Source organism: Paraburkholderia sp. GAS41 (assembly GCF_050436545.1).
In the GTDB taxonomy this organism is placed as follows: domain Bacteria; phylum Pseudomonadota; class Gammaproteobacteria; order Burkholderiales; family Burkholderiaceae; genus Paraburkholderia.
Map to the genome: position 1 here is coordinate 124,706 of NZ_JBNDMK010000004.1, position 23,717 is coordinate 148,422.

Annotated in this window: 17 protein-coding genes and 2 tRNA genes; 10 read left to right on the forward strand and 9 right to left on the reverse strand. The window is 63.9% G+C overall.

What is annotated here, in order from left to right:
* Positions 1 to 2 precede the first annotated feature (2 nt).
* The 4 genes from P3T43_RS08615 to P3T43_RS08630 form a co-directional block, all read right to left on the reverse strand.
* Positions 3 to 1,181, reverse strand: a complete 1,179-nt coding sequence (locus P3T43_RS08615; RefSeq protein WP_429280621.1) for an acetyl-CoA C-acyltransferase — start codon at positions 1,179 to 1,181, stop codon at positions 3 to 5.
* Positions 1,182 to 1,281: 100 nt separating this feature from the next.
* On the reverse strand, positions 1,282 to 1,908 hold the full coding sequence (gene pncA, locus P3T43_RS08620) for a bifunctional nicotinamidase/pyrazinamidase (RefSeq protein ID WP_429280622.1): 627 nt from the start codon (positions 1,906 to 1,908) through the stop codon (positions 1,282 to 1,284).
* A 107-nt stretch (positions 1,909 to 2,015) separates the two neighbouring features.
* A complete protein-coding gene (locus P3T43_RS08625) occupies positions 2,016 to 4,100 on the reverse strand; it encodes a 3-hydroxyacyl-CoA dehydrogenase NAD-binding domain-containing protein (RefSeq protein ID WP_429280623.1) in 2,085 nt (694 codons plus the stop codon).
* 154 nt (positions 4,101 to 4,254) lie between these two features.
* Positions 4,255 to 5,901 (reverse strand): 3-(methylthio)propionyl-CoA ligase, encoded by a 1,647-nt coding sequence (locus tag P3T43_RS08630; protein ID WP_429280624.1) that lies wholly within the window; start codon positions 5,899 to 5,901, stop codon positions 4,255 to 4,257.
* A gap of 130 nt (positions 5,902 to 6,031) precedes the next feature.
* On the opposite strand from P3T43_RS08630, the gene P3T43_RS08635 reads away from it, so the two are divergent.
* From P3T43_RS08635 to P3T43_RS08655, 5 genes are all read left to right on the forward strand, one after another.
* Complete coding sequence (locus tag P3T43_RS08635; protein ID WP_429280625.1) at positions 6,032 to 7,588, forward strand: protein adenylyltransferase SelO; 1,557 nt, start codon at positions 6,032 to 6,034, stop codon at positions 7,586 to 7,588.
* A 68-nt stretch (positions 7,589 to 7,656) separates the two neighbouring features.
* Positions 7,657 to 8,076 carry a peptide-methionine (R)-S-oxide reductase MsrB gene (msrB, locus tag P3T43_RS08640; RefSeq protein ID WP_429280626.1) on the forward strand — a complete coding sequence of 140 codons (420 nt, stop codon included), beginning with the start codon at positions 7,657 to 7,659 and terminating at the stop codon, positions 8,074 to 8,076.
* Between the two features lie 214 nt (positions 8,077 to 8,290).
* Positions 8,291 to 8,824: a septation protein A gene (locus tag P3T43_RS08645; protein WP_429280627.1), complete on the forward strand. Its 534-nt coding sequence runs from the start codon at positions 8,291 to 8,293 to the stop codon at positions 8,822 to 8,824.
* A 1-nt stretch (position 8,825) separates the two neighbouring features.
* Positions 8,826 to 9,140, forward strand: a complete 315-nt coding sequence (locus tag P3T43_RS08650) for a BolA family protein (RefSeq protein ID WP_429280628.1) — start codon at positions 8,826 to 8,828, stop codon at positions 9,138 to 9,140.
* Between the two features lie 10 nt (positions 9,141 to 9,150).
* A complete protein-coding gene (locus tag P3T43_RS08655; RefSeq protein ID WP_429280629.1) occupies positions 9,151 to 9,930 on the forward strand; it encodes a peptidylprolyl isomerase in 780 nt (259 codons plus the stop codon).
* A 160-nt stretch (positions 9,931 to 10,090) separates the two neighbouring features.
* Here P3T43_RS08655 and purL read toward each other — a convergent pair whose 3' ends face one another.
* Positions 10,091 to 14,164 (reverse strand): phosphoribosylformylglycinamidine synthase, encoded by a 4,074-nt coding sequence (gene purL / locus P3T43_RS08660; RefSeq protein ID WP_429280630.1) that lies wholly within the window; start codon positions 14,162 to 14,164, stop codon positions 10,091 to 10,093.
* A 313-nt stretch (positions 14,165 to 14,477) separates the two neighbouring features.
* On the opposite strand from purL, the gene P3T43_RS08665 reads away from it, so the two are divergent.
* The 3 genes from P3T43_RS08665 (at position 14,478) to pgi (ending at position 19,395) form a co-directional block, all read left to right on the forward strand.
* Positions 14,478 to 15,779: an FAD-dependent oxidoreductase gene (locus P3T43_RS08665; RefSeq protein WP_429280631.1), complete on the forward strand. Its 1,302-nt coding sequence runs from the start codon at positions 14,478 to 14,480 to the stop codon at positions 15,777 to 15,779.
* A gap of 92 nt (positions 15,780 to 15,871) precedes the next feature.
* Entirely contained in the window at positions 15,872 to 17,500 is a 1,629-nt protein-coding gene (locus P3T43_RS08670; protein WP_429280632.1) for an NAD(P)H-hydrate dehydratase, read from the forward strand.
* A gap of 272 nt (positions 17,501 to 17,772) precedes the next feature.
* The gene (gene pgi / locus P3T43_RS08675) at positions 17,773 to 19,395 is read left to right on the forward strand and encodes a glucose-6-phosphate isomerase (protein ID WP_429280633.1); all 1,623 of its coding nucleotides are present in this window, start codon (positions 17,773 to 17,775) and stop codon (positions 19,393 to 19,395) included.
* Positions 19,396 to 19,528: 133 nt separating this feature from the next.
* Here pgi and P3T43_RS08680 read toward each other — a convergent pair whose 3' ends face one another.
* Complete coding sequence (locus P3T43_RS08680) at positions 19,529 to 20,215, reverse strand: ABC transporter ATP-binding protein (protein ID WP_429280634.1); 687 nt, start codon at positions 20,213 to 20,215, stop codon at positions 19,529 to 19,531.
* Here P3T43_RS08680 and P3T43_RS08685 point away from each other — a divergent pair.
* Positions 20,214 to 20,909, forward strand: coding sequence for an arylesterase (locus P3T43_RS08685; RefSeq protein WP_429280635.1), 696 nt, complete (start codon positions 20,214 to 20,216; stop codon positions 20,907 to 20,909). The two genes, P3T43_RS08680 and P3T43_RS08685, sit on opposite strands and share 2 nt — an antisense overlap.
* A gap of 116 nt (positions 20,910 to 21,025) precedes the next feature.
* Complete coding sequence (locus tag P3T43_RS08690) at positions 21,026 to 21,367, forward strand: hypothetical protein (protein WP_429280636.1); 342 nt, start codon at positions 21,026 to 21,028, stop codon at positions 21,365 to 21,367.
* Between the two features lie 120 nt (positions 21,368 to 21,487).
* On the opposite strand, the gene P3T43_RS08695 is transcribed toward P3T43_RS08690, so the two are convergent.
* From P3T43_RS08695 to P3T43_RS08705, 3 genes are all read right to left on the reverse strand, one after another.
* A complete protein-coding gene (locus P3T43_RS08695) occupies positions 21,488 to 23,419 on the reverse strand; it encodes a SurA N-terminal domain-containing protein (RefSeq protein ID WP_429280637.1) in 1,932 nt (643 codons plus the stop codon).
* Between the two features lie 86 nt (positions 23,420 to 23,505).
* Positions 23,506 to 23,582, reverse strand: a tRNA-Asp gene (locus P3T43_RS08700).
* Positions 23,583 to 23,616: 34 nt separating this feature from the next.
* Positions 23,617 to 23,692 (reverse strand) — tRNA-Val (locus tag P3T43_RS08705).
* Positions 23,693 to 23,717: the final 25 nt, after the last annotated feature.

Sequence of the window (23,717 nt, forward strand, 5' to 3'; positions counted from 1 at the left end):
GCTCAAACCACTTCGAACAGGCCGGCCGCGCCCTGGCCGCCGCCGATACACATCGTCACGACCACCCGCTTCGCGCCACGCCGTTTGCCTTCGATCAGCGCATGGCCCGTCAAACGCGCGCCCGACACACCGTACGGATGGCCAACCGCAATCGCGCCTCCGTTGACGTTGAGCCTGTCGTGCGGGATACCGAGCTTGTCGGCGCAGTACAGCACCTGCACGGCGAACGCCTCGTTCAGTTCCCACAGGTCGATATCTTCGACTTTCAGCCCTGCCTGTTTGAGCAGCTTCGGCACTGCGAAGACCGGCCCGATGCCCATCTCGTCGGGCTCGCAACCCGCCACCGCAAAGCCGCGGAAAATCCCGAGCGGCTGCAGCCCTTCGCGTTCGGCGACCTTCGCGTTCATCACCACGCACGCCGATGCGCCGTCCGAGAACTGGCTCGCGTTGCCGGCCGTGATCACACCGCCCGGCAGCGCCGTGCGAATCTTCGAGACGCCTTCGAGCGTCGTGTCGGCCCGGATGCCTTCGTCGGCGGCAATCGTCACTTCCTTCGTGAGGAGCTGGCCGCTGGCCTTGTCGGCGACGCCCGCGAGCACCGTCATCGGCACGATCTCGTCATTGAACCTGCCGGCTTCCTGGGCTGCCGCCGCGCGCTGCTGCGAGCGCACGCCGTATTCGTCCTGACGCTCCTTCGAAATCGAATAGCGTTTGGCGACCGTCTCAGCGGTCTGCAGCATCGACCAGTAGATCTCCGGCTTGTTCTTGTTCAGCCAGCCTTCGATCATCATGTGGCGGTTCATCTCGTTCTGCACACACGAGATCGACTCGACACCGCCTGCGACGAACACCTCGCCCTCGCCGGCAATCACGCGTTGCGCGGCGAGCGCAATGGTCTGCAAACCCGACGAGCAGAAACGGTTGACCGTCATGCCCGGCACGCTGACGGGCAGGCCGCCGCGCAAGGCGATCTGCCGGGCGATGTTGCCGCCCGTCGCGCCTTCCGGATTGGCGCAGCCCATGATCACATCTTCGACGCGGGCCGGATCGAGCCTGGCCCGTTCGACCGCGGCTTGCGTCACATGCCCGCCGAGCGTCGCGCCGTGCGTCATGTTGAAAGCGCCGCGCCACGATTTGGCAAGACCCGTGCGGGCGGTCGATACGATTACGGCGTCAGTCATGCATGTCTCCTGCTTTCAATGTTAAATGGGGTTCGTCCGGCCCGTTCGCATGCGGCGCGCCCGTTGCCAGCCCCTCGGCTCGCAACGCTTCACGCCTTTCTCACGCCGCGACTTCCGCGGCCTGCACACGCTTGACACCTGCTGCCAGCAGATCGCGCCATGCAGCCTCGAGCGAACCGTTGAGATCGATGGCGCGTGAAGCGTCTTCGATCAGCGCAACTTCAAATCCTGCTGCCCGTGCATCGAGCGCCGACCATGCGACGCAATAGTCAGTCGCAAGGCCGCAGCACCAGACCCGCTTCACGCCGGTTTCACGTAGATAGCCTGTCAGGCCCGTGGGCGTTTTGCGATCGGCTTCGAGAAACGCCGAGTAACTGTCGACCGCGGCGTGATGCCCTTTGCGGATCACCGCCCGGGCATGAGCAATGTCGAGGTCGCGATGCAAGGCCGCGCCCGGCGTGCCCTGCACGCAATGCGTCGGCCACAGCACCTGCTCGCCATACGGCAGCGTGAGCATGTCAAACGGCGCGCGGCCCGCGTGATTGGCAGCAAACGAGATGTGCGAAGCCGGATGCCAGTCCTGCGTCAGCACGACATGACTGAACCCGCGCGCCAGCCGGTTGATGACCGGCACGACTTCATCGCCCTGCGCAACAGCCAATGCGCCGTTTGGCATGAAATCGTTCTGCACGTCGATGACGAGCAATACTTCATCGGCCTCTTTCATCGCGGTACCTCGTGTTGTCTCGCTTAGCTTTTGATCAGCGGGCCGGGCAACCCGGGCTTCACTCGCGTTGCCCGGGTTCAGGCCCAGCCGCTCATCGGTTCAGCCGCTCAGCCGTTGAACCCGCGCCCCTGTTCAGCCCGCTCCGCGATGCTGCGCGCGAGTTGCCACGCATCGCCGTTCGGACGTGCGGCATAACCGCGAATCGCCCGTTCGACGTTGTAGAGGCCCACCGTGTCCGCGTACAGCATGGGACCGCCGCGCCACAGCGGAAAGCCGTAGCCCGTGAGATAAACCATGTCGATATCCGAGGCCTTGGATGCAATCCCCTCTTCGAGAATCTTCGCGCCCTCGTTGGCGAGCGCGAACACCAGACGCTCGACGATTTCCGCGTCGCTGATCTTGCGGCGTCGCGCACCGGTTTCCTGCGAGTACCCGACGATCATCTCGTCCACCAGCTTCGACGGATACGCGGTGCGGTCGCCCGCCTTGTAGTCGTACCAGCCGCCGCCGGTCTTCTGCCCGAAGCGCCCCGTCTCGCACAGACGGTCGGCGATCTTCGAGTAGTGCATGTCCGGATGCTCCAGATAGCGGCGCTTGCGGATGGCCCAGCCGATGTCGTTGCCCGCCAGATCGCTCATGCGGAACGGGCCCATCGCAAAGCCGAACTTCTCGATGGCCTTGTCGACCTGGGCCGGCAGCGCGCCTTCTTCGAGCATGAAAAGCGCCTGGCGAATGTATTGCTCGATCATCCGGTTACCGATAAAGCCGTCGCACACACCCGACACCACTGCGGTCTTTTTGATCTTCTTCGCCAGTTGCATGACGGTGGCGAGCACGTCTTTGGCGGTTTCCTTGCCGCGCACCACTTCGAGCAGCTTCATCACGTTGGCCGGGCTGAAGAAGTGCATGCCGACCACGTCCTGGGGACGCTTCGTGAACGCGGCGATCTTGTCGACGTCCAGCGTGGAGGTGTTCGATGCGAGGATCGCGCCCGCCTTCGCGACTTCATCCACACGCTTGAATACCTGTTCCTTTACACCGAGTTCTTCGAACACGGCTTCCACAATCAGGTCGGCATGCTTCAGATCTTCGTACGAGAGCGTCGGCGTGATGAGCGCCATGCGCTGTTCCAGCGCTTCGGGCTTCAACTTGCCCTTCTTGACGGTGGCCTCGTAGTTCTTGCGGATGGTTGCGACGCCACGATCCAGCGCGTCCTGTTTCGTTTCGAGCAGCGTGACCGGCAGGCCCGCGTTGATGAAGTTCATCGCGATGCCGCCGCCCATCGTGCCGGCGCCGATCACCGCGACCTGCTTGATGTCGCGCACCGGCGTATCCGCAGGCACATCGGGAATCTTGCTGGCGGCGCGCTCACCGAAGAACGCATGACGCAACGCGCGGCTTTCGGGGGTCTGCACGAGTGCCATGAAGCATTCGCGTTCGAACGCGAGGCCCTTGTCGAAGCCCTCTTTCACACCTGCTTCGACCGCGTCGATGCACTTGTGCGGTGCCGGGAAATTCTTTGCGATCGCCGCGACGCTATTGCGTGCGAACTGGATGAACCCTTCCGCATTCGGATGTTCGATCTTGCGATCGCGCACTTTCGGATGTGGCCCAGCCTGTGCGCCGACCTTGCCCGCCAATGCCAGGGCAGCCTCGGCCAGATTGCCTTCCACCACGTCGTCGAACAGGCCTGCGCCGGTGAGCTTCTCGGACATCACCGGAGCCCCCGACACGATCATGTTGAGCGCGGCTTCGAGGCCGATGGCGCGCGGCAGACGCTGGGTGCCGCCCGCACCGGGCAGAATGCCCAGTTTGACTTCCGGTAGCGCGATCTGCGCGCCGCGTGCCGCGATGCGGTAATGCGCGCCGAGCGCGAGTTCCAGCCCGCCGCCCATGGCGACGCTGTGGATCGCCGCGACAACCGGCTTTGCGCTGCCTTCGACGGCCTTGATGACCGTGGCGAGCGTGGGTTCCTGAGTGGCTTTGGGCGTGTTGAATTCGGTGATGTCCGCGCCGCCTGAGAAGGCTTTGCCGGCGCCCGTCAGCACGATGGCCTTGATGGCCGGATCGTTCTGCGCGCGCTCGAGCCCTTCGACGATGCCGGCTCGCGTCGACAGACCGAGCCCGTTGACCGGGGGATTGTTTAGCGTAATGACGGCGACGCCGTCATGAGTCGTGTAGTCCACTGCCATCTGCCTGCCTCCATGCGGTAAGGCAGCGCATCGGACGCTGCCTGTGCCGGTTCATTGTCCGACATTCCGGGTCAACAAGCAGAATACACAAAAAAGCACGCTCGTTCAATTTATTGAAGCGAAGGGTTTGCCCTGGGATGGACGCCCGTGTGGCTCAGAGCGCTCCTTCCAGCGCGGAGGGCAGCACATGGTCGCGGTAGAGCTCGCGTAGCTTGAGCTTTTGCAGCTTGCCGGTAGCGGTATGCGGCAGTTCGTCGACGAACACCACGTCGTCGGGAATCCACCATTTCGCCACCTTGCCCTGGTAGAAGGCCATCAACTCCTCACGCGTGACTTCGGCGCCCTTGCGTCTGACCACCACCAGCAACGGACGCTCGGTCCATCGGGGATGCGAGCACGCAATGCACGCCGCCTCGGCCACGGCCGGATGCGCGATCGCAACGTTCTCGATATCGATCGAACTGATCCACTCGCCGCCCGACTTGATGACGTCCTTGCTGCGGTCGGTGATCTGCAGGAAGCTGTCCGGGTCGATCGTGGCAACATCGCCGGTCGGAAACCAGCCGTCGACGAGGGGCGATTCGTCCTTGCGGAAATACTGGTCGATCACCCACGGACCGCGCACATGCAGATCGCCGAACGCGACGCCATCCCACGGCAGATCCTGGCCGTCCGAACCGACGATCTTCATGTCCACGCCGTAGATCACATGCCCCTGCTTTTCGCGCAACTTGCGCTGCTCGTCTGGCGAGCGTTGCGACTGCTCCCATGTGAGCTTCGCCAGCGTACCGAGCGGCGACATCTCCGTCATGCCCCAGGCATGGATCACCTCGACGCCATACTCTTCCTGGAAGGTGCGCAGCATGGCGGGCGGACAGGCAGAGCCGCCGATCACCGTGCGATTGAGCGAGGAAAAGCGCGCGCCGGCCTGCTTCATATACGTGAGCAAGCCAAGCCAGACCGTCGGCACCCCGGCCGAATACGTGACGCGCTCGGCCTCCATCAACTCGTACAGGGACTTGCCGTCGAGGTCCTTGCCGGGAAACACCAGCTTGGCGCCCGTCAACGGCGCGGCGTGCGGAATGCCCCATGCGTTGACATGGAACATCGGCACCACCGGCAGCACCGAGTCGCGCGCGGACAGGCTCATCGCATCCGGCAGCGAAGCGCCGTAGGCATGCAGGACGGTCGAGCGATGCGAGTACAGCGCGCCCTTCGGATTGCCGGTCGTACCGGACGTGTAGCACAGATAAGAAGCCGTGCGTTCGTCGAGCAGCGGCCAGTCGTACGCGCCGTCCTGCGCGGCGAGCAGCGTCTCGTAGCTGAGCACCGGCGTTTGCATGTCGGGCAGATGCGCGTCGTCGGTCAGTGCGATCCAGCCGCGGACTTTCGGACATTGCGGAGCCAGCGTGTCGACCAGCGCGGCGAACGTGATGTCGAACAGCACATAGCTGTCGTCAGCGTGATTGACGATGTAGGCGATCTGTTCCGGAAAGAGCCGCGGGTTGATGGTGTGACACACGGAACCGAAGCCGGTCGTGCCGTAGTACGCCTCCAGATGCCGGTACCCGCACCATGCGAGCGTCGCGACCCGTTCGCCCGGCTGCACACCGAGCGCGATCAGGGCCTGCGCCAGTTGCTTTGCGCGCTTTTCGCAGTCGCGATAGGTATAGCGATGCACGTCGCCTTCGATGCGCCGCGAAACGATTTCCGTGTCGCCGAAATGCCGCGCGGCATGCGCCAGCAGCGAAGACACAGTGAGCGGCATGTCCATCATCTGGCCCAGCAACGGCGTCGTCATAAGCAGCGGTCTCCTCGCGGTGATTCCGTCTTCTCTCTCAGGTTGGATGCCGCGCGGCGCCGGGCTGGCGGCCGGCCAGCAGCGCCGCGGGCGCCGACTTACAATATCGGTTAATCCAGAGGCGCTCAACATGTCGTTTTCCCCAAGCATTGCCGGCCTGTCCGGCTCGATCGCGGCGCTTGCCGAAGCGCTCGGCAACCCGCGCAATGACGCATTTGCACAACTCGGCAGCGTGTTCATGACCCGCCTGCCGGCCCAGCCGCTCAGCGCGCCGTATGTCGTGGGCTTTTCTGCCGATACCGCCGCCCTGCTCGGTTTCGACGCCACGCTGGCCGACGACCCCGCCTTCGCTGCGTTCTTCAGCGGCAACACCACGCGCGAATGGCCTGCCGCGGCGATGCCGTATGCATCGGTGTACTCCGGCCATCAGTTCGGCGTGTGGGCCGGCCAACTCGGCGACGGCCGCGCGCTGGGACTCGGCGAAGTCGAGCACGGCGGCGCACGGTATGAGTTGCAACTCAAGGGCGCGGGACGCACGCCCTATTCCCGCATGGGCGACGGGCGCGCGGTGCTGCGCTCGTCGATCCGCGAATATCTGTGCTCGGAAGCGATGCATCACCTTGGCATTCCCACCACACGCGCACTGTGCGTGACCGGCTCCGATCAGCCGGTGCGGCGCGAGGAAGTCGAAACCGCGGCGGTGGTCACGCGCGTGGCACCCAGCTTCATCCGCTTCGGGCACTTCGAGCATTTCTATTCGAACGACCGGGTCGACGCGTTGCAGTCGCTGGCCGATCACGTGATCGAGCGCTTCTATCCGCACTGCAAGGAGGCCGAGGATCCGTATCTTGCGCTGCTGAACGAGGCGGTTGTCTCGACCGCTGACCTGCTCGCGCAATGGCAGGCGGTCGGCTTCTGCCACGGCGTGATGAATACGGACAACATGTCGATCCTCGGCCTCACGATCGACTACGGTCCGTTCGGTTTCCTCGACGGCTTCGATGCCGGCTACATCTGCAATCACTCCGATTCGCAAGGCCGCTACGCCTACCGGATGCAGCCGCAGATCGCCTACTGGAACCTCTTCTGCCTCGCCCAGGGCCTGCTGCCGCTGCTCGGTCAGCAGCACGAGGAAAGCGTGCGCGGCGAGGCGGCGGTGAAGGATGCGCAGCGCATCCTCGAAGGCTTCAAGGACCGGTTTGCGCCCGCTCTCGAAGCCAGAATGCGCGCCAAGCTCGGCCTGCAGACCGAACGGCCCGGCGACGACGCACTCGCCAACCGCCTGTTCGAAGTGATGCAGGCGAACCGCGCGGATTTCACGCTGACCTTCCGCAATCTGGCGCGCGTGTCGAAGCACGATGCGAGCGGCGATGCGCCGGTTCGCGACCTGTTTCTCGACCGCGCCGCGTTCGATGTGTGGGTGAACGAGTACCGCGCGCGGCTGTCCGAAGAAACACTCGACGACGCCGAGCGCGCCATTGCAATGAACCGCGTGAACCCCAAATTCATTCTCCGCAATCACCTGGCCGAAACGGCAATTCGCCGCGCGAGGGAGAAGGACTTTTCGGAAGTCGAGCGGCTGGCGGCGGTGCTGCGCCGTCCCTTCGACGAACAACCGGAGCACGAGGCGTATGCTGCGTTGCCGCCCGACTGGGCGAGCTCGCTGGAAGTCAGTTGCTCGTCATGAGGCCTCACGCCCGCATTCGCCCCTAACCAGCGCCAGATAGACACCGAACCCGAGACAGGAACCGAACCATGAACCCAGACGACACCCACACCCCCGCTCCTGCCGTGCAGAAAGACGACGCTGAATGGCGCAAGCAGCTGTCCGAAGTGCAGTATCAGGTGACCCGTCACGCCGCCACCGAACGCCCGTTCACGGGTCAGTACAACGATCATTGGGATCGCGGCATCTATGACTGCGTCTGCTGCGGCACGCCGCTGTTCGAATCGGACACCAAGTTCGACGCCGGCTGTGGCTGGCCGAGCTACTTCAAGCCCATCGACGGCGAAGTGATCGCCGAGAAAACCGACCGCTCGCACGGCATGCTGCGCATCGAGGTGCAGTGCAAGAATTGCGGCGCGCATCTCGGCCACGTCTTCGAAGACGGTCCGGCGCCGACCGGACTGCGCTACTGCATCAATTCGGCTGCGCTACAATTCGAGTCCAAGTAACGCAACACGGGTCTGGCGGCGTTGCTGGGCGGCACGCGGCCGCTCAGCGGCACAATCCTTCATCCAGCTTGCGAACCGGCGACCTGGCGCCGGCCGCTAGCCGGCCGCCGCGACGGTTATACAGAGCACACATACGATGGACGCTGCCGTGGGCATGACATGCCTTGCAGCCCGCGCCCATTTTTGGCTTATTTTCCAAGTCCCCGCTCAGATAATGAAATTCCTGTTCGATCTGTTCCCGATCATCCTGTTTTTTGTCGCGTTCAAGCTGTGGGGCATTTTCCCGGCCACCGCGGTGGCGATCGTCGCCACGCTGGTGCAGATCGCGTGGGTGGCGTTCCGTCACCGTAAAGTGGACGCGATGTTGTGGGTGAGCCTCGGCATCGTCACGGTGTTCGGCGGGGCCACGCTGGTGCTGCACAACGACACCTTCATCAAATGGAAGCCGACCGTGCTGTACTGGGCGTTTTCGGTCGCTCTGATCTTCTCGCAGCTGGTGCTGAACAAAAACCTGATCGAAGCCATGATGGGCAAGCAGATCACGCTGCCGCACCGCATCTGGAGCCAGTTGAGCGTGATCTGGGCGGTGTTCTTCGTGCTGCTCGGCATCCTCAACCTGTTCGTGGCCTACCATTTCTCAACCAACGCCTGGGTGAACTTCAAGCTGTTCGGCGCGACCGGGTGCCTCGTGGTGTTCATTGTCGGCCAGAGCCTGTGGCTTTCGAAGTACATGAAGGAAGAGGAGTGACATGAGCGACGACATCTTCCTGCACGCCACGCCGGCTGAGCGCCTCGCGCTGATCGAAACGCGCCTCGCCGCGGCGCTCGCGCCGATTGCATCGATCAGCGTGCGCGATGACAGTGCACAACATGCGGGACACGCCGGGGCCTCGGCAGGCGGTCATTACAGCGTCACGATTGTTGCAGTTGCATTCGCCGGAAAGGCCCGCGTAGCACGGCACCGCTTGGTGTATGATGCGCTGGCCGATGCCATGCAGCGCGGCATTCACGCCCTCGCAATCACGGCGTACACGCCCGAAGAATTCGATTTGCTGTCCCGTTAGGAAACTTCCGATGACCTTGAAGAAAACCCGTCTCTGGGTATTGCTGGCCGCTTTTGCGGCTGCGCCTGCATTTGCACAGAACATCGCCGTCGTGAACGGCACGCCGATTCCGAAAACCCGCGTCGACGCGCTCGTCGAGCAACTGGTCCATCAGGGTCAGCAGGACTCGCCGCAGTTGCAGGCCGCCGTGCGCGAAGAACTGATCAACCGCGAAATCCTGATGCAGGAAGCGTCTCGCCGTGGCATCCCGGCGCGTCCGGACGTCAAGGCGCAAGTCGCCGTCGCCCAGCAGACCGTCGTGTTGCGCGCTTTGATCGAAGACTTCCTGAAGAACAACCAGCCCACCGACGCAGAAATCAAAGCCCGCTACGACTCGCTCGTGAAGGACGCTGGCGGCAAGGAATATCACCTGCACCACATCCTCGTCGACAACGAAGACCAGGCCAAAGACCTGATCGCCAAGATCAAGGCCGGCGCGAGCTTCGAAGATCTCGCCAAGCAATTCTCGAAGGATCCGGGATCGGGCAAGAACGGCGGCGACCTCGACTGGTCGGATCCGAAGGCGTATGTGCCTGAATTCGCCGCGGCGGCCGAAAAGCTGGAGAAAGGCCAGATGACTGACACGCCGGTGCACACGCAATTCGGCTGGCACATCATCCGTCTCGACGACACGCGCGCCATCACGCCGCCGCCGCTCGAGCAGGTTCGTCCGCAGATCGTCCAGCAGATCCAGCAGGAAAAGCTGCAAGCCTTCGAAGAAAGCCTGCGCAAGAACGCCAAGGTTCAGTAAGCGGAATCGGGCGCCGGAGCTATGCTTTGGCGCTGCCGCGTATCTGAGGCTTGATGGACCAGGCAGTGGGTTTCGCCTGATCCGCAAACAACAAAGCCGCCCTCGGGCGGCTTTGTTGTTTCTGACGCTCAGCGCTCAGCGAAGCGTCATGCGATGCGGATCAGCCCAACCAGCGCCGCGCGTTCTGGAACACGCGCAGCCACGGGCTGGCGTCATTCGCGCTCCAGCCTTCCGGATGCCAGCTCATTTGCACCGTGCGATGCACGCGCTCGGTGTGCGGCATCAGAACGGTGAAGCGGCCATCAGGTGTCGTCACGGAAGTAATGCCTTCCGGCGAGCCGTTCGGGTTGAACGGATATTGCTCCGTCGCCTCACCACGGTGATTGACGAAGCGCATGGCCACTGCTGCCTTCGAAGCGTCGCCTTGCTGCGAGAAGTCTGCGAAACCTTCGCCGTGAGCGATGGCCACCGGAATACGCGAGCCTTCCATGCCGGTGAAGAACAGCGACGGCGACGGCTGCACTTCGACCAGCGAGAAGCGCGCCTCGAACTTTTCCGATTTGTTGCGGGTGAACTTCGGCCACGCCTCGGCGCCCGGGATCATCGACGCGAGGCTGCTCATCATCTGGCAACCGTTGCAGATGCCCAGCGCGAACGTGTCTTTGCGAGCAAAGAAAGCCGCGAACATATCCGCCAGTTGCGCGTTAAAGCGGATCGTCTTCGCCCAGCCTTCGCCCGCACCGAGCACGTCGCCATACGAGAAGCCGCCGCACGCAACCGCGCCGGCGAAGTCAGCCAGCGTGGCACGACCGGACAGCAGATCGCTCATGTGCACGTCGTAGGCGTCGAAACCCGCGCGATCGAACGCGTACGCGGTTTCGAGGTGCGAATTGACGCCCTGCTCACGCAGGATCGCGACACGCGGGCGGGCGCTTTTGTTCAAAAACGGCGCGGCCACGTTTTCCGACGGATCGAAGCTCAGATGCGGCGTGATGCCCGGATCGGCGGCATCGAGCAGCGTGTCGTATTCCGCATCCGCGCAAGCCGGGTTGTCGCGCAGGCGCGAAATGCGCCAGCTCACTTCGCTCCATGCACGATGCAGTTCCGTGCGCGTCGCTTCGTAGATCTTCTTCGCGTCGCGGTAGATTTCGATCGCATCGCGTTCGTTGAGCTTGCCGATCACATGCGAGCACGTCGACAGGCCATGCTCACGCAGCGCGGCCAGCACCGCGTCGCGATCCTGTGCCCGCACCTGGATCACCGCACCCAGTTCCTCGTTGAACAGCGCGCGGATCGTGCGGTCTTCGCGGCGGCCGCTGGTCTGCTTGGCCCAGTCTTTGGCGTCGCCATAATCGAACTCGTGATGCGGATCGAGCGTCAGCATGTCGACATTCAGCGACACGCCAACGTGGCCCGCAAACGCCATTTCGCACACCGTCGCCCACAGGCCGCCGTCCGAGCGGTCGTGGTAGGCGAGCAGCTTGCCGTCGCTATTGAGCGCCTGGATCGCGGCGAAGAATTGCTTGAGATCTTGCGGATCGTCGACGTCCGGCGTCGTGTCGCCAACCTGCTGCGTGACCTGCGCGAGGATACAGCCGCCGAGGCGATGTTTGCCGCGGCCCAGGTCGATCGCGATCAGCACCGAGTCGCCCGCTTCTTCGACGCGGCGCAATTGCGGCGTCAGATGGCCGCGCACGTCTTCGACCGGTGCGAAGGCCGAAATGATCAGCGACACCGGCGCGACCACTTCCTTCGCCACGCCCTGATCTTCCCACTTGGTGCGCATCGACAATGAGTCCTTGCCCACCGGAATGCTGATGCCGAGCGCCGGGCACAGTTCCATGCCGATCGCCTTGACCGTGTCATACAGCGCCGCGTCTTCGCCCGGGCTGCCGCAGGCGGCCATCCAGTTGGCCGACAGTTTCAGCTTGTCGAGCGAGGCGATCGGCGCCGCGGCGATGTTCGTCACCGCCTCGCCAACCGCCATGCGGCCCGAGGCCGGCGCATCGATCACCGCGAGCGGCGTACGCTCCGCCATGGTCATGGCTTCGCCGCGGAAACCGGCGTAGTCCATGGTGGTGATCGCCACGTCGGCGACCGGCACCTGCCACGGCCCGACCATCTGGTCGCGCGCCGTCGTGCCGCCCACCGAGCGGTCGCCGATGGTAATCAGGAACGACTTGCTCGCCACCGTCGGGTGACGCAACACGCTCACGGCGATTTCCGACAGGTTGACGCCGGTGACATCGACCGGCAGCAGCGTCTTGCCGACGTGCTTCACATCGCGGTGCATGCGCGGCGCCTTGCCGAGCAGCACTTCCATCGGCATGTCGACCGGCTGGTGCGCGCTGTCATCTTTTTGTTCGGTGTCGAGCAGTTTCAGCTGACGTTCGCTGGTCGCCGTGCCGATCACCGCGAACGGGCAACGCTCACGTTCACACATGGCTTCGAATGCCGCCAGATCAGCCGGGGCAATGGCCAGCACGTAACGCTCTTGCGCTTCGTTCGACCAGATCTCGCGCGGCGACAAGCCGCTCTCTTCCAGCTGGATCTTGCGCAGTTCGAAGATCGCGCCCTTGCCCGCACCGTCCACCACTTCCGGGAAGGCGTTCGACAAACCGCCCGCGCCGACGTCGTGAATACTCAGGATCGGGTTCTTTTCGCCAAGCTGCCAGCAGGCGTTGATGACTTCCTGCGCGCGCCGTTCGATTTCCGGGTTGCCGCGCTGCACCGAGTCGAAGTCGAGCTCGGCGGTGTTCGTGCCCGTTGCCATCGAACTGGCCGCACCGCCGCCCATGCCGATGCGCATGCCCGGGCCGCCGATCTGGATCAGCAGCGAGCCTTCCGGCAAATCGTGCTTATGCGTGTGCTGATCGGAGATATTGCCGATACCGCCGGCGATCATGATGGGCTTGTGATAACCGCGCACCACCCCTGCCACGTTCTGCTCGTAGGCCCGGAAATAACCGCCCAGATTGGGCCGGCCAAATTCGTTATTGAACGCCGCGCCGCCGAGCGGCCCGTCGATCATGATCTGCAACGGCGAGGCGATGCGGTCGGGGCGGCCATACACGTCCTGCGCGTCGTCCGGGTTGCGGTGGCCGACCGGCTGCACGGCGTCACGGGCGTTTTCCCAAGCTTCGCGTGCGTCCGGCAAGTCGAGGTTCGACACCGTGAAACCCGCCAGACCCGCCTTCGGACGCGCGCCGCGGCCCGTTGCGCCTTCATCGCGGATTTCACCGCCGGCGCCGGTCGCGGCACCCGGGAACGGCGAGATCGCGGTGGGGTGATTGTGGGTCTCCACCTTCATGAGCGTGTGCGTCAGCTCGGTGTGGCGGCCGTAGTGCTCAGCGAGCTCGCCTGCCGCGCCCGGCTTGCGTGGGAACCAGCGCTCCGCGACGCCGCCCGCCATGATGGCCGAGTTATCCGAGTACGCGACGATCGTGCCCTGCGGATTCAGCTTCTCGGTATTGCGGATCATGTTGAACAGCGAGATGTCCTGCTTCTCGCCGTCGATAGTCCAGTCCGCGTTGAAAATCTTGTGACGGCAATGCTCGCTGTTAGCCTGCGCGAACATCATCAGTTCGACGTCGGTCGGGTTGCGGCCGAGCTTCGTGAAAGCGTCGACCAGATACTCGATCTCGTCGTCGGCGAGCGCCAGACCCAGTTCGGTGTTAGCGGTTTCCAGCGCGCCGCGGCCGTGCCCCAGCACGTCCACGGTTTGCAGCGGCCGCGCCGGCAGTTCGTCGAACAGATGCATGGCGTGGTCGCGCGACGGCGCCACGCTCTCGGTCATACGGTCGTGCAGCGCGGCCACCACGGCCTCGCGAGCTGCGTCGGAGAGGGCTTTCTTGCCGCCCAGCAGACCGCTCTTGAGCGTGACCGTGTATTCGACGCCGCGCTCGATACGCCGCAACTGCGTGAGACCGCAGTGATGCGCGATGTCCGTTGCCTTGCTGGCCCACGGCGACACGGTGCCGAAGCGCGGCACCACGAGGAAGGTCTCCGCGCTCCCGCGCTCCTTCGCATCCGCGAACGGATCGCCGTAGTGCATCAGCGCCTCGATCTTCGCGCTGTCTTCAGCCGCAAGCGGCGTCTGCGAATTGACGAAGTGCAGATACTGCCCGCGCACGCCGGTGATGTTGGGATCGATGCGCGTAAGCGTCTCGAGCAGGCGGGTTTGACGGAAATCGGAGAGGGCCGAAGCGCCGGGGAAACACGAGAAGTGGGCCATGGACTTGACGTTGCGTCTATGAGTCGCGCGTGCAGGCGACGTGAGGCGAAAGGGAAGTCCGAGATTATACCCCGGGAAGACCCTCCGGCGGCCTTGGCAGACGCGTCCAGATGGCATGTCGAGGGCATTTTGGCGTGCTTCGCAAGGGCCGGCCGGCCAATTCCGGGATACGCCGGCGCCTGCGCATCGGGCCTGTTTGACTGCTATCATTCGCCCTTTCATCAGATCGGCGCAGCCAGTCTTCGCCTGCGCCGCATGTCACGCCTACGGGGAACGCCACCATTTCGCGTTCTGCCGGCAAATCGAATCAAACATGGATGTCATCGTCATTGGCGGCGGAATTGTGGGCGTCGCCACCGCTTATCAGTTGCGTGCTGCCGGTCACCGCGTATGTGTGGTCGAACGCTTTGCGACCGTCGCGCAAGGCGCAACTTACGGCCACGGAGGTACCGTGCTGCCCACGCCGCTCGACGTCTGGTTCGGGCCGACCTTCATGCATAGCCGGCAAGGCGCGAAAAGCGGCGTGATCCGCAAGACCGGGTTCAACGGCGCTGCACGTCTGTTCGAAAAACAACTCGCCAGCTGGCAGGAGCCAGGCGCCTTTAGCCGGCAATACGGACTGCTGCGGCCGCTAATCGAAGCCTCGCGCGATGCCATGGCCGACATCGAAGCCCGCTTCGGACTCGAATACGAACAGTCGGAAGGCGTGCTGTATCTGACGCGCTCCGCGCAGGAATGGCAGCAGACCCAGCCGGCGCTCGAACTGCTGCGGCAATACGAAGTCCCGCATCATGTGCTGACGCCCGCCGAGTGCGCGGCCTACGAACATTCAGTCCCAACCGATCCCGAATTCGCGGGCGGCGTCCTGTTCGACCACGAACGCACCGCGAACTGCCCGCTCTTCGCCAAGCTCGTCAAGCAGACGCTCGATACCGAGGGCGGTGTCCAGTTCATGCTGAACCGCGAAGTCGCAGCCATCCGGCTCGACGGGCAACGCGCTGCCGTCGAACTGGCGCCGCGGCTGGGCGAAGTCACCTCGAGCCGCGAAGTCGACGTGATCAACGCCGATGCCGTCGTCGTCGCGGCCGGCACCGGCACGCTGCCGCTGCTCGAGCGGCTCGGCTTGCGGCTGCCCTTGCACCCGCTGCGCCTGCATACGTTGTCCGCGCCGATCGCGCATGAGGAATGCGCGCCGCATGTGGCCATCGTCGACGCGGTGAAGCGCATCACCATCACGCGTATGAACCATCGCCTGCGCATTGCGGGCGGCGCGGTGCTGCAAGCCGCCGGGCAAACCGACAAGCCGCTCTCCGAAGCGGTCACCAAGGATGCGCTGGCGTTGCTCGGCCAGGCCACTCACGACTGGATTCCGGGTGCCGCGAAAATTTCTGCGGCGCTGTCCTGGGACGGCCTCAAGCTGCTCTCGCCAGACGGGCTGCCGCTCGTCGGCAATGCGCTGCATCCGCGCCTGTTCGTCAATGCCGGACACGGCCCGGCCGGCTGGGGGCTCGCGTGCGGCGCCGCCAGACTGGTGGCGGATCTGATCAGTGGCAATACACCGGAACTGCCGGCGGAAACGCTCACCGCCTTGCGACCGGAGCGCTTCGGGCGCTGAGCCTGGCGCGCGCCGAGCAATTCAACCGGCCCGCGCGCATTCAAACTACCATGACAGTTCCACGCCCTCAGGGGACCTCGCTTGAGACTGCCATGACTGAAGCTACACCTGCAACGCATGCCACAGCCGTGGCGCCCGCAGCATCGTCCCATGACGCCGAGCCGCCCATTCTGCTGAGCCCGGATGACCGCCCGCTCGCGCTCCTCTCGCTTGCCAATCTGCGCACGATCGAGACCGACGCCATGGCCGGCTTGCCGCCCCATACGCTGATGGCGCGTGCCGGGCGCGCCGCCGCCCGCTTTCTGCGCGAACAGATCGCTTTGGATCCCGCCGCGGCGCCGCCTGCCACGGTCTGGATCGTCGCGGGCCCAGGCAACAATGGCGGCGACGCGCTGGTGGTCGCCAGCGAACTGCAGCGCGCGGGCATCCCCGTAGAAGTCTGCATGCCCGTCGAAGTCAAACCGGACGACGCCCGCTGGGCGCTCGCCGAAGCACGCGCCGCCGGCGTCGCGATCACCGGCACGCCGCCAACGTCATTCGAGCGCTATGGCTGGCTGGTCGACGGGATGTTCGGGATCGGTCTGTCGCGGCCGCTCGAAGGCGTCTTCGCGACGCTCGCGCACCACCTGTCGCAACGCGCGAAACAACAAGGCCGGGTTTTGGCGCTCGACGTGCCGAGCGGCCTCGACAGCGATACCGGCAACGTGGTCGGCGCAGGCAATGCAGGTAGCGCGGTACGCGCCTCGCACACCGTCACTTTCATCGGTGCGAAACCGGGTCTCTTCATGGCCTCGGGACGCGACCTGGCAGGCACGGTTATCGTCGCGCCGATCAGCGTGGAGAAGGTGGCGAGCACCGTGCGCCCCGCCATGCAACTGAATGCCCCGGCGCTGTTCGCGTCCTTCTTGCCGGCGCGCGATTTCTCGACCAACAAGGGCTCGTTTGGCAGCCTCGCGGTGGTCGGCGGCGACACCGGCATGTGCGGCGCGCCGATTCTTGCTGCGCGCGCCGCGCTCTATACCGGCGCGGGAAAAGTGCATGTCGCGCTGCTCGGCGCGGGCGCCCCGCCCTACGATCCGCCGCATCCCGAACTGATGCTGCACCCCGTCGACGATCTGCCGCTCGACAAGATGGACGCGCTGGCGATCGGCTGCGGCATGGGCAGCCGCGAACGCGCCACTCAGGTGCTCAACGACGTGCTCGCCCTCGACGTCCCCAAGCTGCTCGACGCTGACGCGCTGAACCTGCTGGCAGCCGATGCCTCGCTGGCAGCCAGGGTCGCCGCGCGTGGCGCGCAGGGTGATCCCTGCGTCCTCACGCCTCATCCGCTTGAAGCCGGGCGCCTGCTCGGCTGCGATGCGCCCACCGTGCAGCGCGACCGCCTCGCCGCGGCGCGTGCCCTGACGGCGCGTTTTGCCAGCGTAATCGTGCTGAAGGGAACCGGCACGATCGTCGCCGCTCCGGACGGACGCTTCGCCCTCAATCCGACCGGCAACGCCGCGCTCGCCACCGGCGGCACCGGCGACGTGCTCGGCGGCATCATCGGCGCCTTGCTGGCGCAGCGCCTGCCGCCTTACGAGGCGGCCTTGGCGGGGGTGTACCTGCACGGCCTCGCCGCCGACACGCTGACGGCACAGGGAGACGGACCGGCGGGCCTCACCGCTGGCGAACTCGCACCCATGGTTCGCAAGCTGTTGAACCGGATGTTTTACGCGGCGTGAACACCGGCGAGTGGTGCTCGTGTGCCACCCGAATACCGCTCGCGCCTCGCATGACCGGCGCCCGCGCGCCTTGCGCAGCGATTCCATCCCGCTATCTGGATGCGCTGCCCAACTCCCTGCGCGCTTGCCGTCAAGGCCGCTATACTGAATAACTGCGCTGGCCAGCCGGGAACCCTTGCGAACCCGAAGCCCGCCAGCGTGCCGGAACCTCCCCGCGGCCGCGCTTTGCGCACTGCCTTTCACTCGTGCCCCTACGTTAGACGGACGATCCCATGACGTTGAACTCGCTCCCCGCCTGGTCCTCGCTGCAAGCCCATTACGAACAGATTCGCGATGCGCACATGCGCGACTGGTTTGCCCCGGCAAACGATCCCGCTCCCACCCGTGCCGAACGCTTCGCGTTTGCCGGCGGCGGTCTCGCGGCCGATTTCTCGAAACATCGCATCACCGACGAAACCCTCAAGCTGCTCGTGCAGGTCGCACGCGAAGCCGGTGTCGAAAAACGCCGCGACGCGATGTTCGCCGGTGAGATTGTCAATCCGACCGAAGGCCGCGCCGTCCTGCACACCGCCTTGCGCGCGAGCGATCCGAAGGCGCCGTTCCATGCCGAGGTCACGGCCGAACGCGCCAAGATGGCGGCCTTTGCCGATCAGGTCCGCAGCGGCGCCTGGACCGGCTACACCGGCAAGCGGATCCGCCATGTAGTGAACATCGGCATTGGCGGCTCGGATCTCGGTCCGAAGATGGTGGTGCACTCGCTGCATCATCTGGCCGCGCCGGAGATCGAGACCTACTTCGTGTCGAACGTCGACGGCGCCGATCTGTACCGCGTGATGCAGCAGATCGACCCGGAAGAGACGCTCGCCATCATCGTCTCGAAGACCTTCACCACACTGGAAACCATGACCAACGCGCGCTCGCTGCGCGACTGGTTCATTGAAAAAGGCTGCCCGGAAAGCGCGCTGGCGAAACACTTCGTCGGGGTGTCGGCCAACCCGGCCGAGGTCGTCAAGTTCGGCATCGCGAAAGAGAACGTTTTCCAGATGTGGGACTGGGTGGGCGGCCGCTATTCGCTGTGGTCGGCGGTTGGCCTGTCGATCATGATCGCGATCGGCCCGAAACAGTTCGACGAACTGCTCGCCGGTGCGAACGATATGGATCAGCACTTCCGCGATACGCCGCTCGAACGCAATCTGCCGGTGCTGATGGGCATGATCGGCATCTGGTATCGCAACTTCTTCGGCTCGCAAAGCTATCTGGTGGCGCCGTATTCCGAGGCCATGCACTATCTGCCGTCGTACCTTCAGCAACTGGAGATGGAGAGCAACGGCAAGTCCGCGCGACTCGACGGCGCGATGGTCGACTACCCGACCTCCGCCGTGACGTGGGGCGAACCGGGTACGAACGGCCAGCACGCGTTCTTCCAGATGCTGCACCAGGGTCCGACAATCGTCCCGATCGACTTCGTCGCCGTGCTCACGCCGGAACATCCGCTCGCAAGCCACCATCCGAAGCTGCTCGCGAACTGCTTTGCGCAAAGCGAAGCACTGATGCTAGGCCGCACGCTGGAGGAAGCGAAGAAGGTGGCCGGTCCCGACAAGCCGGAACTCGCGCCGCATCTGGTGTTCCCGGGCAACCGCCCCACCACCACGCTGATCCTCGAAGCGCTGACGGCGCGCTCGCTCGGCGCGCTGATCGCGCTCTACGAACACAAGGTACTGGTGCAGGGAACGGTGTGGAACATCAACTCGTTCGACCAGTGGGGCGTCGAGCTGGGCAAGATCCTCGGCAAGGTCGTCGAAACCGACCTGACCTCGGCAAGCGTCGACAGCGGCAAGCACGACTCGTCGACCACGGCATTGATCGCACGTGCGCGTGCGGCTTTGAAGCGCTAATCAAGGCGCGGCGTTTGAGGTGAAGTGGGCGACGTGTCGTGCTTGCGTCAGCGTCGCCACTTGACTGAACGCTGAAGGAAACCGTGTGAAGCGGGCCGTCTACGGCCCGCTTTTCTTTTGTGCGCCGTCAGCCTCAGGCGAGACGCCCTGCCTCGATCGTGACCGTCGTGTCGCAACGACGCGCAAGTTCGATGTCGTGCGTGACCAGAATCAAGGTCGCGCCGTTGGCGCGATTCATCTGGAACATCAGGTCGATCACCGCATGTCCGGTTGCGGCATCGAGACTGCCGGTCGGCTCGTCGGCAAACAGGATGGCAGGATGAGTGACAAAGGCCCGCGCCAGCGCGACGCGCTGCTGCTCGCCACCCGACAACAACTTCGGATAGTGACGGGTGCGCTGCCCCAGTCCAACCTGTTCGAGCAGGCCCCGTGCGCGCGCCGCCGCGTCGCGCGCCACGATACCGCCTTGCAGCTCGAGCGGCAAGGTCACATTCTCGAGCGCCGTCAAATGCGGCATCAATTGAAACGACTGGAACACGAAGCCGACTGAGCCATTACGCAATGCGGCGCGCTCATCCTCGCTCAAGGTGGTGAGTTCCTGACCCAGCAGCCGAACCGACCCCGAGGTCGCGCTGTCCAATCCTGCGAGCAGACCTAGCAGCGTAGACTTGCCGGACCCGGATGCACCGACAATTGCCACGCTGCTGCCGCCTTCGATTGAAAGATCGATATGGTCGAGAATCGTCAGCTCGCCCGTCGCATCCTTAACCCTCTTGCACAACCCCCGCACTTCGATGACTGGATCAGTTTTCTTTTGCATGGTGAGGCGTAGATTGAAAGTGCGCCTGGCGGCACGTGGCGCCGCTGCGTTGAACACAGCCCTCGGCGTGATCATGATGGCGGCGACGCTGCCGCTTGCGGCTCATGCCGCCGTGCCATCGGAGCCGGCCAAACCCGTCATCGTGGTGCTCGGCGACAGCATCTCCGCCGAGTACGGCCTACCGCGCGACACGGGTTGGGTCGCGCTGATGCGCCAGCGCCTCTCCAGCGAGCGCATTGATTATAGCGTTGCGAATGCAAGCATCAGTGGCGACACCACCAGCGGCGGACGTGCGCGCATGCCCGAACTGATGCAGCGGCTCAAACCCAGCATCGTGATTGTCGAACTGGGTGCCAACGACGCCCTGCGCGGCGTGCCGATCGCCACGACCGAAGACAACTTGCGCACGATCGTCGAAGTGGCGCAGCAAGGTCATGCGAAGGTCGTGCTGGTCGGCATGTACGTGCCACCCAATTACGGCCCGGACTACACGCAAAAGTTCCACGCGGTATATGGGCAACTGTCGAAGGAACTGCACACATCGCTCGTGCCGTTTCTCCTTGCGGGCATCGCGGACAAACCGGAGATGTTCCAGTCCGATCAGATGCATCCCACCCAGCAGGCACAAGGCGTGCTACTCGATAACGTGTGGACGACATTGAAACCCCTGCTGCACGACAGCCCCTCACACTGACAAGGCTCTTACATCTTGTTGCGAACCGACTGGGCACGAGCGTAGGGAATGTCGCTCAGACATTTTCGCTGACCGCGAAATCCGGCTCGTCCCGAGCGCCTTTGTGAGGAGATAACGTGAAATTCCTACCCCTTATCGCTTTGACCGTGGCCATTTCTGCCTGCGCCGCTCAACCGCCGGCTGGCGTGCAATCGGTTGGGCAAAGCAAGCAACCCCCTAAAGCCGTTGCGCAATGTATCGCCCAGAAGTGGGCTGACGGATCGCAGCAGCAAGTCGTCTCGCAAGACACCATGGCCAACGACCAGGCCATGGACGTTTATGTACCGGGCCAGCAACCGCCTACCGGCGCCGCGGCCGTGGTGCGTCCGGCCTATAGCGGCTCCGGCACATGGGTTGGCTTCCGTTCCAACGGCGGTGCCAATAGCGACGCCACTGGCGCGATCACCGGTTGCCTCTAAGGTAGCCTTTTCTGTCTATCGGTCCCGCGAATTGCTCGCCGGATAAGAAAAAACCCCGCAAATTGCGGGGTTTTTTGTATCGCTGACGTGCGCCGCTTACGCGGCCGCACGTTCTCGGGATCAGTCGCCGCCCGTTTGCCCGCTATCCAGCGAGCCATAGAACTTGAGCTTCGACCGGGCGCGCAGCGCCTCGACATACGCGCCGACGTCGGACTGCGCTTCAGCCTGAGCGATCTGCTGTTGCGCAGCGGCCAGACGTTGCGGATCGATCGGCGCACCCGGCACGACGGCATTCACGCGATACACGGCATAGCCCGCATCGCCCAGATCGACGCCCACGTAAGCCGGCAATTTCTGCGAGTCGGCCTTGTAGATTGCGCTCAGTGCGGCTGGCGGCAAGCCCTGCGCATCATTGCGCGAAACCTTCACAGGCGCCGAGAACCCAGTGGTGGCATTCGATTTCTGCAACTCGGCGAGCTTCGCGATGCCGTCTTTGTGCGCCAGTTCATCGGCCTGAACCGCAATGACCTTCTGACGCACTGCATCCTTGATCGACTCCAGCGGCGGCACGGCGGCCGGCTTGTAGTCGGTGACGTGAGCGGCAACCAGCGTGCTGTTGCCCACATCGATGGCTTGCGTGTTGTTATGACTCTGGACCGAGTCGTTCGCGAACACTGCGCTCAAGAACTTTGCGTTATTCAGCGGACTGTCCGGCGGCAGCGCAGCGTTGGGCTGCGGCGTCACCGTGGCGGTCTGGATCTGCAGCTTGTATTTATCGGCCGCAGGTTGCAGGCTCTTGGCCTGTTCATAGACCACCGAGGTAAAGCCATCCGAATCTTCGCTGAATGCCCTGGCCGCCAGTTGCGTCTTCAGGTCCTTCGCGATCGAGTCTTTGACCGTGTCGAACGGCTGCGTGACCGAAGGCTTTTCGTCCGTCGCCTTCAGGATCAGCAAGCCCACGTCTGTCGGCACGACATCGCTGATTTCATCCTTCTTCAGCTTGAACGCGGCGTCATCAAAGGCCTGACCACCGGCCATCATGCCGCGGCCGAAATAGCCAAGATCCCCGCCCTTCGACGCCGAAGCCGGATCCTGCGAATTCTGCTCGGCAATCTTCGCGAAGTCGTCCGGATGAGCCTTCGCCTCAGCCAGCAACCCGTCCGCCTTCTGCTTCGCCTTGGCCTTGTCGTCCGCACTTGCGTTCGGTGCCACTGAGACCAGGATCAGGCTCGCACGCATTTGCGCAGCGGTCTGATAGTGCGCGATGTTGTCGTCGTAATACTTCTTGAGGTCCGCATCCGAAGGCTGCATACCCGCAGCCAACGCGGCCGGCGACATCACCAGGTACTGGATGGTGGCCGTAGCGGGCGTGGCGAAATCGTTGCGATGCGCATCGTAGTATGCCTGCAATTGCGCATCCGTCGGCTGCACCTTTTCCACATAGTCATGCGGATTGAACGCGAGACTCTGCACTTCGCGCTGTTGCTCGGCGAGTGCGGTCAGGGTTTGTGCAAGCGTCTTCGACGTGAAGGCACTACCCTCGATGCTGCCCGGCAATTGCTGCGTTGCCAGCGTATAGCGCACGCGCTCGTCATATTGATCGGGCGTCATGCCCTGCATGGCGAGCAGTTCCTTGTAGCGGCTCACGTCGATCGAACCGTCAGGATTCTTGAGCGATGAAATGACAGGATCGCTCATCAACGTCCGGCGCACTGCGTCGTCGGAAGCGGTCAGATGCAGGCGTTGCGTTTCGTCGACCAGCACGCGCTGTTCAATCAGGCTATCGAGCAACTGCTTGCGACGCTCAGGCGTGTCGAACATCTTCGCGTCGAACTGCGCACCGAGCATCTGGCGTGCGCGATCCAGTTGCTGACGCATGGCGTCGTCATACGCGGCCCGGGTGATTTTGTGCCCGTTGACACTCGCGACGTTTGCGCTCTCGTCAAAGAAGCCCCGGAAGCCTTGAATACCCACAAAACCCAACCCCGGTACGATGACCAGGATCAGCATGAACATCATCAGGCGTTTATGATTGCGGAAGAAATCGAGCATGCGTTAAGGATGCCAAAAACGGAACGCCCGATATTACAACAGCGGGCAATAAAAAAGGCGAACCGGAGTTCGCCTTTCAAGGATACTGGCGGAGTGGACGGGACTCGAACCCGCGACCCCCGGCGTGACAGGCCGGTATTCTAACCGACTGAACTACCACTCCTTATACTACGTGTGCTGCATGCCGAACCGGGAACTGGTGGGTGCTGAGAGGCTCGAACTCCCGACCTACGCCTTGTAAGGGCGCCGCTCTACCAACTGAGCTAAGCACCCGCTCCGCGATTCTATAAGCCTTTCG